Origin of the sequence: Paenibacillus sp. FSL M7-1455, assembly GCF_038004655.1 — a bacterium.
Classification (GTDB): domain Bacteria; phylum Bacillota; class Bacilli; order Paenibacillales; family Paenibacillaceae; genus Paenibacillus_AQ; species Paenibacillus_AQ cookii.
Window position 1 is genome coordinate 5,851,720 of sequence record NZ_JBBORO010000001.1, and the last position, 12,921, is coordinate 5,864,640.

Here is a 12,921-nt window from a genome sequence, read left to right on the forward strand (position 1 = left end):
GAGCTTTTTAGGTCCCGTTTACAGCTCCTTCACCCACTTCAGCAGAACGGCAGCCTGTTCCGCCGTCAGACCGCGGCCGATTTGGGCATTCACTTCGTGTTCGAAAGCCTGAAGCTGTCCCTGTTTGGCTTGCTCGTTGCCCCTTGCAGCCGATTCCTCTGCATTTTTCAGTTTTACGCCCAAAGCGTTCGCGATGCCCGGAGAGGATGCAAACGAATCGACAAGCACGCCCAAGCCCTCATAGGTCGCAGCGATCTGATATGAAAATTCCTTCGTAGATATGTTCCCCGCCAAGTCGACGGCTTCGGCGGATAGCATATTGATGCCGGGAAGAAGCGCATAGGCGGGCAGATTCACTTCGCTGCAGGTATCCGAGGCGATGCCGGACACGCTATCGGAGGCTTCGCAGCGGATCGACACCGTCTGATCCAACGTGTAAACGTCCTTCCCCGCAAAAACGATGTCCGGCAGGGACTTGTCGATCTTTACCGTCTGCTCGCGCGGTATTTCTTTGTTGCCTTGCCGGTCTTCCGCCCAATACGTCACTTTCGTTATGCCCTCGGCGGTTATCGCGAAAGATGCTGAACTCCCCTCGATCCTGACGGGATCCTGCCGCATCGCTCCGGCGGCGGCATAAGTGATGCCTGCAACGCCGCTGCCCTCGCCGTCTGCAGCATCGATCCGAACGCTTGCGTCGCGGTTGACCCACCCGGCTTCATTCGCGTCGGGCACGATAGCCGCGACGGAAACCGGCGCATCCGTATCTTTCGGCTGTTCCGCCCCTTCCACTGAAAGGGCAAAGTCGTCGTAGTAAGCGGAAGCCATGTTATATCGGCTGACCACCGCGATGAGTCTGGCATAGGCCGCATCGGCCGGTGCCGCGCCGGAAAGCGTGACCTCCTGCCATTGTGCCAGCCGGCTCTCGTCCAAATGCGTTTCGAGCGTGCTTAGCGTGCGGTTCCCGGAGTCGAAGAACCGGAGCATGACTCCCGGCTGGCCGGACTCGACGTAGACCTGAACGCCGGCAGTATATTTTTTGCCGGGAGTGACCGGAATTTTATCGCTTTGGAGGGCCACGGATGCCGTCCGCGTGCCGTCGCCCAATTTCAGGCTGGCGCCGCCGGAGAAGCTGCGATCCGTGCTGACGGCATAGTTGACGTCAGAGCCAACTGCGAACAGCGACGCCCAGCCCGGAATCATGCCGCCGCTTAGCGCTTCTTCAAAGCCGGCATTCGTGACCGGCAGCGGAGTTCCCGGGGGAGATTCGACGATCTCTCCGCCCGCCCGAATGCGGTATAAAATCGTATTGGTCGCTTGATCCGTAAAATAAAGATGGCCGTCTTTGCCCAGCTCAAACCGTGCGGCGGTCGTGACCGTGCGGGATTCCATCGTTTCCGGGTCGATTACGGTCAATTTGTTGTTGAACAGCACGTACAACAACCCGTCGTCCGACCAGCGCATGGGATGATGCGCCCACTGCGTGTAGCTGAGGTTCGACTGGATCTTTTTGCTTTTGACGATTGCATAGGTATCCGGGTCGATCGCAAAAACGTACTCGTACGCTGCTCCCCAAATCAGACCGTCCGGCCCGACGCTTAAATCCCCGATAAAAACGGGTTTATCCAGCCCGCTGATCCGCAGCGGGAACTCCGTGATTTTTTGTTTCGTTTTTGTATCCCACACGAAGATCTTCGCTTCGTCCGCAGCAGGCTCGGAACCGAGGCCGCCGCGGATCGTCGTCGAACCAAACAGCTTGCCGTCCTTGTAAGCAAGGCTCAGCACGCTCTGGTCTAGCACGATGTTCCGGTATACCTGGGCTTCCCCCGTTGCCGGGTCATATTCCGTAACGGCTCCCCCCAACGTGTTATAGGCGGGAATCGTGGCGACATACAGCTTGCCGCCGCCGGACGTCATATTGACGAGCCGCTCCTGCTGATTTCCCAGAACAAACAGCTTTTTCGGATTCTCGGCGCCCGGTTCAAGATTCATGTCGTATCCGTACAGGGCTCCTTCGGGATAGACTCCCATATATATCCGGTTGCCGAGCGGATACACGCTGTCCGCCTGGCCGATCGAAAAAGGAACCGACGTTAGGGCGTTCGGATCGATGATAGACCCCCTGCTGGATTGCACTCCCGTTACGAACAGTCCGCCGTCCGGCGACGATTGTATGCGGTTAACGACTCCCGGCGTTCCCGGTACGACCGAGGGGTATAGATGCACCTTCTTCGTTTCGATGTTCAAAATGGCCACGCCGCCGTCGTACCGGACCGTAACCAGGTTTTTGCCGGGCAGGTCGGGATTGTCCGGAAACTCTACCCAATCCGCGCCGCGGAAGCCGCTTCCGTACTCCATGCCCGTCTCCGCAACCTCATGCGTCGTCAAGTCAAAGGTCTTCAGCTTTTTATCGGACATAAAGTAAATTTTGCCGTTCAGCGAGTCGGTCTCATGAAGACCCGTCACATGATCGATGACCGTATCGAGCCAGGCGTTCGCCAACGTATCATAGATATAAGCCGGCCCCGGCACGCCGCTTCCGTCCGTATACCGCGCGAACAAATACCGGTTATCGATCGTATCGAGGTCGTATACCGTATCGTCGCCTTCCGGAACATGGAGGGACTCGGCGATGTCGGTTTTTTCTCCTGTCACCAGATTGACGCGCACAATCTGATGATGCGCCGTCCCCGCATAAATATAGCCCCCTTGATAAGCGATGGAACGGACGTATTCCTGGGCTATATGGCCGATCACGCGGCCGTAATCCTTGATCTGTCCGGTAGATGGATCATACTGGATCACTTTGCCGCCCGGATACGTGCCTACGTACACCCGTCCGGCTTCGTCCGTCGTAACGCAGATCGGCCATGATTCGCCGTCGAACACCGCGGCCTGCTCCACCGTATGCGTCACCGGAGAGTATTTCCACAGCCTCGCTCCGCCCCCCTCGGCCGCGACGTACAAGGTCCCGTCCGGCGCCACCGTATGGGCCCACGAACTCTCCGAAGGCGGGATCGGTATGCTGCGAAGCAGCTTGTAATCCGCCAAATCGATGACGTTCAGCCGGCCCGGCTTGCCCTTGGACGTCGTATACAGCACCGGACGCCCTTCCTCCCGGCCGACCGTCCCGTTAAAGACGGAGACCGTGTAATTCAGCGGCGGCAGCAGCTCCTCGGGCGGACCGTAGACCTTCTGCCCCAAGCGGCTTTCCTGGGCGCTTGCCGCATCTCCCCAACCGGCAATCCCTGACAACAATACGATGACGACTGCAACCGCAAACCATGTTTTGCGCATCGAACTTCCTCCCTCAGTCCCCGTATGTGATTAACGTTCCCATGACACCCGGCGTATTCAAATAGTTGTCATAAGCGGCCTTGGCTTCGTCCAGCCGATAACGATGCGAAATAAGCGGCAAAATCGAAATCCGTTTTTCGGCCAATAGGCGGATGTACTCCGCAAGGTTCCTCCCTTCGGTCCAGCGCACGAATCCGATCGGATAATCCCGGTTGTCCCTCTCGTAGCCCGGGTCATACCTGCCGGGTCCGCCGGCCCGCGAGATCAGGACCTGCGCTTCTTTCCCGAACATTTGCGCCCTGGAAAAAGAGGTGGACAAGTCGCCGACCACGACGATTTTTCCCCGGTCGCGAATCCAGCTTAAGGAACGGTTAATGAGCTCTTCACCCGGCCCGCCGGCGCAAAGGAGGGCGCAATCCGCGCCATGTCCGTCCGTAACGGCGTCAAGCCGGTTCTGCAGCCCGTCGTGCTCGGTGAAGACATGCTCCATGCCTTGGGCCCGCAGCATGTCGGCACGGCTGGCATTCACGTCGAGCGCCATGACGCGAAACGAGGCTGCCGCCGCGATCTGGGCGATCATCTGTCCCAGAATGCCCAAGCCGACGATTACGGCCGATTCCCCGAACCGGAGATCGGCGGTCCGGAGCGCATGAATCGCGATGGCTCCCAACCCGCCGAAGGCCGCTTCCTCGGGCCGGACGTGATCGGGCACCGAAGCGATCAAATTGGACGGCACGGTCAATCGTTCGCAATGCCGGACATAAGGGGCGCCGTAGCAGGCCACCCGCTGGCCGATCCGGAATCCGCTTACCCGGTCCCCGATTTTTTCAATGATTCCGACGGCGCTGTACCCGAGAAGGGAGGGCTTCTCGGGGCCTCGTTTCAAAAAGGACAATTCCGTCCCGGGACTGATGGCCGACAGTTCGGTGCGGATCCGCACATGCCCCTCCGGCACGGTGATTTGTTCCTCCGTTTCGGTAATGACGATGTTTCCTTTAAAAGCGGCGACGGCTTTCATGTACCCCTTCCTTCTATCCCTCGCCCGCGGTTTTCCGGTATTCGCTGGGAGAGATGCCGTAATATTTTTTAAACGTGGTCGTAAAGGTGGAGGCATTGGCATACCCTGTTTTTTCCCCGATCTCGGCGATATTGAAGTCGGTATTTTTCAGAAATTCCCGCGCATGCTCCAGCCGGACCTTGTTCAGGTATTCGACGTAGTTGATGCCGAACGTTTTCTTGAAATAGTTGGAGAAATATTTGGGCGTGGTATCCAGCACCTCGGCCATCCGATCCAAATACAAGTTGTGCATGTAATTCAGTTCGATATACTGCGAGATAAAGGCGGGATTCAGCTTGCTTTTCGGCTCCCGGCTCCGTTTGTCCGCGATGCTTTGCACGAGCTCGGCCAGCGCGTTGCCGATTTCGTCGTGGCCGAACGCCTCGTCGACCTGGCGGATGAACCGGGCTTCGAGCCGCAGCAGCTCCTTATCGTCCGATACGGACGCTTCGACCGGTTTGATGATATAGAGAAAGATGCTTTTGGCGACATGGGCCAAATGGTAGTGGTGGATGTTCCGGGCCGCATTTTCCGAAATGATGTCCCTTACGATGTGAACCGCTTCCTCGGTTCTGCCGCCGGTCAGGCAGCGGGTCAGCTTATCCATCTTCTCCAGCGGAAAATAGACGTCGGCCACGTAACGGATCGATTCGGTATCGATCACGGCCTGCGCTTCGTCATGGGTGTTCCGGTAGCGAAGCCCGTTCAGCAAGTCCTGATATGCCGGACTGCACTGCTGAAGCCGGGATTCATACGTTTTGGAGACGCAAGCCCGAACCGTAAAGCCGGCAAAAACGCCCTGCCCCGCATGGAGCATAAAGGATCGGACGCCGTCGATGATTTCCTTCCTCCCGGCCCCGGGAACGATGCCGATCAAAGCGGCAAACCGCAAATCCTGCACGTGAAATACGGCCGCATGCCCGGCGACGTTTTGCAGGCCGCCGCGAATCTCCTCCGCCATGTCTTCCGGGTTCAGGCCGGCGTTTTCCCCGGTCTCCTCCTTGCTTTTGAACTGGAACAGCGCCATCACGAACTGCTTTTCGCGGAACAACGACCGTTCAAATCTCCGCGCCTGCGCCCCGTCATCCCCGGCGTGCCGCCCTTCGAGCAGCGATTGAAGGAAAACCGCCCGGCAAAGCTCCGCATCCGCGGATTGGATCTGTCTCCGGAGCTCTTCGTTTTCCCGCTGTGCCTTGGCGATGCCGCTGTGGATTTTGCGGAAGTCGTTCCCTTTGACGCGGCCGCCCCCCAGAAGCTTCAGGATGCCTTTGACCGGCAGGTACAAATAGACGCTGAGCAGTCCGGCGAGAACCACCGCGCTTACGATCGCCACGATCATGATGAGCCTGCTTCCGCTCGCCACGGAGTCGATATTTTGGAATTGGTACGGCATTTTATCGATGTAGATGAAGCGGTTGTAGTCCGACTGGTAAAAGCTGTACTCGAAGTCGCCCCGCGTCAGCGATTTCCCCTGCGGCTGCTTGAAGTATACGTCGTTCAGCACCTCGACCAGGTCCAGGTTTTTGTCGGTGCTGAGAATGACGTTGCGGTCGGCATCCAGCACGATCAAGGAAGAACCCGGCACCATCGCCTGCAGATTCACGTGCTGCAGCCATTTTTCCACGTTGATCAGGACCATGACGTTTTTGTCCGATAGCTTGTATTTGTTGCCGTCCATGACGACCATCAGCCGTTCGCTTCTCGGCTTCGAGCCTTCGGCCTGCGCATAGAAATCGGAAGCCGGGAAAACGGTGAACGGACGTTTGGACTTGGCGAAATTCCTCCAGTAGGCCGCATTGTACATGTCATGCCTGTATTTATTCTGAAACAGCAGCTTCATGTCGCTGGTCCCGCTCGCGGTAATCGCCAAATCCACCTGATCGTAGAACACAACCACGTCCTCAATGTAATCCACCGACGACACCAGGCTGGCCAAATTGTCCTGCAGGGAATACACCTGGGACATGTCGAGGGTTGCGCTTCCCCCGGATTTCAAGCGGTCGTAAGGAAGTCCGTGGATCGTGAAAATGAGGTTGTTCACCGTCGTTAGGCTGCTGTCGAACGCCTGAATGATGTTTTTGACGGCCAACCGATTGTTTTGCGTCACTTTTTCGTAAATCCCGGAAATCGAATTGCGGTAAACGACGTAGTTGGACACGGACATGATCACGATGACCAGCAGCAGAGAGAAAAAGATTTGCAGCAGTCCCCGGCTTGCGATTAACCGATTCATTGGCGTCACCTCTCATGATGACAACTATTCCACATTCCGCCGCCTAACCCTTCTCCGCCCCCAGCATAACCCCCTTCGCGAAATATTTTTGGGCAAATGGATAGATCAGCAGCACCGGAATCATCGACAGCACGATCGTCGCGTTTTTCAGCGCCTGCGGCGCCAGGGCCGCCCGGTCCACGAGCCCGGCGTCATTTTCGGTGTTGAAGATGAGCATATCCCGCAAAACGACCTGCAGCGGATACATGTCCTTGTCGTTCAAATAAATGAGCGGCAGGAAGAAGCTGTTCCAATGGCCCATGAAATAAAACAAACCGATGGAAGCCAGCGCGGGTTTGGAGAGCGGGATGACGATGCTGAAAAGAATCCTCGTTTCCGACGCGCCGTCGATGAGGGCCGCCTCCCGGATCTGGGAGGACATGTTTTCGTAAAAGCTTTTTAAAATGATCAGCTCCATCGTCCAAATCGCGTTCGGCAGCACGAGCGACCATACCGAATCCGTCAGCCCCAGCTTCTGGACCACGAGATACGTGGGAATGATGCCGGGGTTCAGGAACATCGTGAGCACGATGGCCAGCATGAAAAACCGGCGGCCGAAAAACGTTCTCTGGGAGAGCGGATAGGCCGCCACCGCCGTAAACAACAGATTGATGAAGGTGCCCAGCGACGTGTAGTAAACGGAGTTCAAATACGCCCGCGGGATCAATTTGTTTTTGAGCACTTCCGCGTAGGCGTCGAAGTTAAAGCCCTTGGGGAACAATAACACCTTCCCTTGGACGACCGAAGCCGTATCGCTTAACGAGGTGACCGCAATGTACCATACCGGATACAGCGTCGCGATGGCGACGCAGGCCAGGATCAGGGCGTTGACGACGCCAAAAACGGATAATCTGCGTGCCCCTACCATAATCCCTTCCCTCCGATCTTCCGGCTGACGGCGTTTGCGCCCAGCAGCATCACCATGGCCACCAGCGCCTCGAACATTCCGACCGCCGCCGCGTAGCTGTAGTTGGACTCGAGCAGGCCTTTCCGGTAAACGTACGTCGAAAACACGTCGGCTACGTTGTAGGTCATCGGATTGTACAGCAGCAGCACCTTTTCGTACCCGACGCGGATCATGGAACCGGTTTTCAGGATGAACATGATCAGCATGGTGGGCATCAGCCCCGGAATCGTAATGTGCCGGATCATGTGAAACCGCGTTGCCCCGTCCACTCTCGCCGCCTCGTACAGCGTCGGACTGATGCCGGCGATCGCCGCAAGATAAATGATCGATTCGTACCCTACCGTGCCCCAAATTTCCGAGATGACGTAAATCGGCCGGAACCAACCGGAATCGGCGAGGAAATATTTTTTCTCGAACCCGAGCGCCGCCAGCAGCTGGTTGAGCAGCCCGTTCGTGGGCGAGAGGAAATCGATGATCATGCTGCTGATGATGACGACGGATAAAAAGGCCGGGAGATAGCTCAGTGTTTGCACGGACTTTTTGAACCATTGAACCCGGACCTCGTTCAGCAATACGGCCAGCAGGATCGGAAACGGAAATCCGAATACGAGCGTGTAAAAGCCGAGCAGCAGCGTGTTGCGGAACAGCATCCAAAAGTCCTGATTGCCGAAAAATTTGATGAAATGCTTCAGCCCGACCCAGTCGCTGCCCAGCACGCCGGTAAACACGCTGTAATCCTTGAAGGCGATGATCAGTCCGTACAGCGGGCCGTAACGGAAAATGACGTAAAAAAGGATGCACGGGATAAACAATAACAGCAGCTCCCGGTCCCGCCGGATATGCTTCAGCATCTCCTTGGACCGGGCTTTTAACGGTTTATTCGTCATGTGTCGTTCCCCGTTTCATTACTTGGCCGCGTCGTACCGCTTCTGGGCGTCGTTGTAGATTTTGATCAGCTCATCCATCCCCTGTTTGGAAATGGACTTTTTGAACTCCTCCCACTGCGCGTCCCCGTAAGATTTATCCAAAATATACTTCGCGTTGAATTCCTCGGATGCTTTTTGCAGCGAGGTCTGCAGTTCCGCCAGCGTGGAAATCTCGTCGTCGGTAAAGTTCAGGATCGGGTCGAACGGCTCCCGTTTGTCCTCTTTCATGATTTTGTCCTGCGCCTCTTGTTCCTTCTCGGAAAACTTGTAATACACGCTGCGTTTGTCCGGTCTGAGATAAGCGCCTTCCAGCCACATGCCGTAGCGGTCCTCAAGCACGCCGATGTCCACCAACGGCAGATCCTTCAGCTCCGGATACACCGGCCGGCCGTCTTCGCCCCAATTGAAGTTGACGCCTTCCACGCCGACGGTCATCAGCTCGCCCCCGGACGGGCTCGTCAAATAGTCCAGCAGCTTTAATGCCGCTTCCTTGTTTTTGTTGTTGGCAACCGCCACGCTGAAGTCGGAAACCTTAGGCAGCGTGCGGACATGGCCGGTAGGGCCGATCGGATTGGCATATCTCGGGTTGTAATCCGGGTTTTTCTCCTTGACCTGGTTGTAGAATAAGTCCAGTCTGCCGATCCAGTCCCACGTGACGAACGACTTGTCGGTCGTCATTTTCGTGGTCCACGAATCTTGGGTGTCGGTCAAAAATTCGGGGTCCATCAAGCCTTCGTTGTACAGCTTTTTCATGAAGTCGAGCATATCCTTGTGCTCCGGCTGCACGGAGGCGTATTTCCAGGTCCCGTCCTTCTCGTCGTAATAGGCCGGATAATTGTCGTTATTCCCGAGCCCCCAGCCGAAGGACCAGTCCCCGAAAATGTGGGCCAGCCCTTTCGAGGCATACGGATAGGAATCCGGATAAATTTCTTTCAGCTTCTTCAGCGCCTGATAAAATTCTTCGGTATTGGTCCATTCCTTGATGCCGTTTTTATCGAAAATGTCTTTCCTGTACAGGAAGCCGTGATTGACTTCCCGGTTGAGGTCATAGATCGGCCACGTGTAGATATTCCCGTTTTGGTCGCCGTAGGACTTGATGACCCAGTCGTTTTCCTGCAAATACAGCTTGGAGAAATTCGGCAGCATGTCGGCGTATTCGTTGATGGCGACCACGCCCTTTTGCTGGCCGATTTTTTTGAGCTCCGCCGGCTTCAGTCCGATAAAAATATCGGGCAGCTTGCCGGAGGCGACGACCACCTTTAATTTGTCCTGATAGGTTTGCGGCGAATAGGTTTGAAACTCTACCTTGATTCCCGTCCGCTTCAGCAGCTCCTGAACGATCAGCTTGTCGTCGCCGATCTTGGAGGAATTGCTGGGCAGCATGAACTTGATGGTTGTCGGTTCGTCCACCAACGGAAGCTTAAGCCCCCCGGTATCCCCGTATTGCGCAGCGCTGGCGGCAGCAGGGGGTTCGTTATTGGAAGCAGGCGCCTTGGCCTGATCTTCGGCGGGGGCTTTGCCACCTCCTCCGCCGCAGGCGCTGAGCATGAGCATCAGCACGGAAAGGATGACAGACATACGGATCCGCTTTTTTGGCATTCTTTTTTTTCCTCCTCGTTTTGTCGGGTGCATGCTCCAGGCATTTGCCGCCGTTGTTCCCATTCGTCTGACTGTTGCCCGTTGGATTCCATCATAAAAACGCTTTCAAAATTGGTAAACCCCATGATTTCCCCCGCCTTCGAATTTGCGTCCGTTTTAGGCGGAAAACCCGAAGAAATGGCGGTATATCAACGTTTTAAGCGATGTGGAAAATGATAAACCGGTAGAAATATATCAAATCCGGCATGCATTTCATCCAGCCGTTTCCGTTCTTCCGCCACCTCGGTTTACCAGCTCCGAATCATGCCGTTCTCCCGGCGAAAAAAAATCGATTGCCAAGGCATATACCGGCATATATGATAGAGTCACCAATCCATCCGCATGGGAAATCTTGGTTTTATTCTGGGCTAAAGAGGGGAAAAAATGAAGAAAACGTTCATCTTCAAAGTCATGACCACGGCTGCGCTGCTCAGTGCCGCCGCATTGCCGGTCACAGCCGCGCCGGCCGAATTTACCGATATTAGCGGCTCATATGCCAAAGACGCGATTCTGGAGCTTGCCGCCAAAGGAATCGTCAATGGCAAAGGAGACGGAAAGTTTAATCCGACGGAAGCGATCCAAAGACAGGACTTCGCCATTCTTCTGGCCAAAACGTTGAAGCTTGAAACGGCATCGGGGCCGGCCAATGCGACTTTCTCGGATGTGCCCGCCTCGAATTACGCCTACAATTTCGTGGAAGCGGCCGTAAAAGCAGGGATCATCAAAGGCATGGGCGACGGCAAGTTCGGCACCGGCCAGAATCTCACCCGTCAAGATATGGCCGTCCTGTTCATGCGGGCACTAGAGTCCATGGGCTACGTCGAAACGGCGGGCAAAGGCTGGTCTCTTCAATTTTCGGACAGAGACCAAATTGCCGGTTACGCCAAAGATTCCGTAGCCGCGGCCGTCGAGCTCCGCCTGCTGCAGGGAGACGCAAACGGTGCCTTCAATCCGACGGGAAGCGCGGACAGGCAAGCCGTTGCGGCGGTGGCAAGCCGTCTCCTTAAAGCTCAGGAACAGATCAAGAACAACGGAACGACGCCATCCCAACCTCCAGAAAAACCTCCCGTTAAGCAGCCCGAAAATCAAAAGCCGTCCCCTACGCCAACGAATCCGGGTTCGTCCGGCGGCGGCAGCGACTCCGGCCCAAGCACGCCGATCCAACCGGATACCGCCGCGCCGACCGTAACGCTCGTCTCCGCTTCTCCTGTGCAGATCGGCCAAAACGTGATCGCGAAAAGCAGCGAAGCCGGCAGCATCTATCTCGTGCCTTTCGGCCAGAACCCGACCAGCCGGGAATTGTTGGACTCTTTGGTCAGCGTGAATATGGCCTCCAAAGCCTCCGCCGCCGCCAACACGGAAACCGCCGTCCCGACATCGGCATTGTTCGAAGGCGAATACAAGCTGTACGCCGTGGACCCGGCCGGCAACGTATCCGCTCCTTCCGCGAAAATCCTTCTTCAATCCCATGCGCTCGGCATGCCGGCGATTTCTTTTGCCAAGGGCGACACCCTCGTGCTTGCTTATGACGAAGAGCTGGATTCGAATCGCGTTCCTTCCGCAGCCGATTTCCACATCTATGCGAAAGACGGTTCCTCTTCCTTTAAGCGAGCCGTCAAATCGGTCGCCGTCGCAGGCAAAACGGTGCAAATCATCACGGATTCACCGCTGAGAATGGGGGATGTCTATGAAGTGTCCTACCATCCGCAGTCGCCGGATGCCTCGATCCGGAGCACATCCGGCAAACTGGCCGCAACCTTCGATCATGTTCAAGCGGCATTTGCTTCGGATAAACAGCTGTTCGGCAATCTTATTGCGGAAGCGCAAGCGTTGTACGACCACGCGAAGGAGAACGTCGGGGAGACGACCGGGAAATATCCCGAAATCGCGGTCGAACACTTGAATGAAGAACTAGCCCATGCCAAAGAAGTGAATGCGAATCCCGAAGCGGACGCAGAGACGATCGCGAACGCCTACAACAGCTTGCAAACCACCGTTATCGAGCTGAACAACGCCCAGGTTCGGCTGTTGGCGCTGAAGCTCGCGGCAGACGGGTTCGTGTTGAACGGGACGGATACCGGCGTGTACATTGGTGCAAGCTCCGATCCCGAATATTACAATAAAAGGAATATCAAAAAGTTGATCCAGATCACCCGCGGAGAAAGCGAAAATTTGGATTACGTCCATTCCTACGACCCGGAACAAGGCGTTTTCAAACTAATCAAAAATGACGAAACGGTCGGCTTCATCGCCATCGAATCATCCGATCCGGCGAATATTGCGGTCGAAAAAGACGCAAGCGGCAACGCCGGACTGATCGTAAAACCCAAGAGTCAACCCGACAACGCGTCCCTTGTATTCAAGCTGTACGAGAACGGTACCGTTACCAGCATCGTATCGCTGCCGATCCGTTTCGACCAGGAAGCTCCGACCGTGACCGGCGCGACTTACGGGGACGGGAAAATCAGCCTGTCGTTGAGCGAGCCCGTATGGTGGCAATACAATGGCATCTACCCGCAAATCGGTATAAAATATGCTCCCGATGGAGTCATCACGGACTCGCTCCCCGATCTGAAATTTGAAGATGATTACCTCTACGGCGTCTCCAACGGCGATACTGCATTTGCGATCATATTAAAGCCGAGTTTCATGGAAAACCAGCTTAAGTCCGGCGGCAAATTCCGGATTGCGCTTAGCAGCTTTACCGATTTCGCAAACAACGCCAAGGATCGGGTTGTCGAAGTCGATGTCCCATAAAAGCGAAGGAGCGATGCTTGGACGTCCGCATGCACCGGGAACTCGTCCTGCTTAAACACACAAAAAACCT

At 55.9% G+C, this 12,921-nt stretch carries 7 protein-coding genes; 1 reads left to right on the forward strand and 6 read right to left on the reverse strand.

All coding sequences use genetic code 11. The features are described 5' to 3' along the window. Positions 1–18 precede the first annotated feature (18 nt). The 6 genes from NYE48_RS26735 to NYE48_RS26760 are packed head-to-tail and all read right to left on the reverse strand — an operon-like array spanning position 19 to position 10,055. On the reverse strand, positions 19–3,294 hold the full coding sequence (locus NYE48_RS26735) for a carbohydrate binding domain-containing protein (RefSeq protein ID WP_341000479.1): 3,276 nt from the start codon (positions 3,292–3,294) through the stop codon (positions 19–21). A gap of 13 nt (positions 3,295–3,307) precedes the next feature. Continuing rightward, positions 3,308–4,312 carry a zinc-dependent alcohol dehydrogenase gene (locus tag NYE48_RS26740; protein WP_341000480.1) on the reverse strand — a complete coding sequence of 335 codons (1,005 nt, stop codon included), beginning with the start codon at positions 4,310–4,312 and terminating at the stop codon, positions 3,308–3,310. 13 nt (positions 4,313–4,325) lie between these two features. After that, complete coding sequence (locus NYE48_RS26745; protein WP_341000481.1) at positions 4,326–6,584, reverse strand: helix-turn-helix transcriptional regulator; 2,259 nt, start codon at positions 6,582–6,584, stop codon at positions 4,326–4,328. A 43-nt stretch (positions 6,585–6,627) separates the two neighbouring features. Beyond that, entirely contained in the window at positions 6,628–7,491 is an 864-nt protein-coding gene (locus NYE48_RS26750; RefSeq protein ID WP_036706136.1) for a carbohydrate ABC transporter permease, read from the reverse strand. Then, a complete protein-coding gene (locus NYE48_RS26755; RefSeq protein WP_341000483.1) occupies positions 7,485–8,417 on the reverse strand; it encodes an ABC transporter permease in 933 nt (310 codons plus the stop codon). Before NYE48_RS26755 ends, NYE48_RS26750 begins: the two co-directional genes overlap by 7 nt. A gap of 18 nt (positions 8,418–8,435) precedes the next feature. Further along, entirely contained in the window at positions 8,436–10,055 is a 1,620-nt protein-coding gene (locus NYE48_RS26760) for an extracellular solute-binding protein (RefSeq protein WP_341000484.1), read from the reverse strand. 423 nt (positions 10,056–10,478) lie between these two features. Between NYE48_RS26760 and NYE48_RS26765 the strand changes: the two genes are divergently transcribed. Then, on the forward strand, positions 10,479–12,851 hold the full coding sequence (locus tag NYE48_RS26765) for an S-layer homology domain-containing protein (protein ID WP_341000485.1): 2,373 nt from the start codon (positions 10,479–10,481) through the stop codon (positions 12,849–12,851). Positions 12,852–12,921 lie beyond the last annotated feature (70 nt).

Bases quoted from the DNA above. Each gene is read 5' to 3' on its own strand.
- NYE48_RS26735 (WP_341000479.1), bottom strand. From the start codon at position 3,294: ATGCGCAAAACATGGTTTGCGGTTGCAGTCGTCATCGTATTGTTGTCA.
- NYE48_RS26740 (WP_341000480.1), bottom strand. From the start codon at position 4,312: ATGAAAGCCGTCGCCGCTTTTAAAGGAAACATCGTCATTACCGAAACG.
- NYE48_RS26745 (WP_341000481.1), bottom strand. From the start codon at position 6,584: ATGAATCGGTTAATCGCAAGCCGGGGACTGCTGCAAATCTTTTTCTCT.
- NYE48_RS26750 (WP_036706136.1), bottom strand. From the start codon at position 7,491: ATGGTAGGGGCACGCAGATTATCCGTTTTTGGCGTCGTCAACGCCCTG.
- NYE48_RS26755 (WP_341000483.1), bottom strand. From the start codon at position 8,417: ATGACGAATAAACCGTTAAAAGCCCGGTCCAAGGAGATGCTGAAGCAT.
- NYE48_RS26760 (WP_341000484.1), bottom strand. From the start codon at position 10,055: ATGCCAAAAAAGCGGATCCGTATGTCTGTCATCCTTTCCGTGCTGATG.
- NYE48_RS26765 (WP_341000485.1), top strand. From the start codon at position 10,479: ATGAAGAAAACGTTCATCTTCAAAGTCATGACCACGGCTGCGCTGCTC.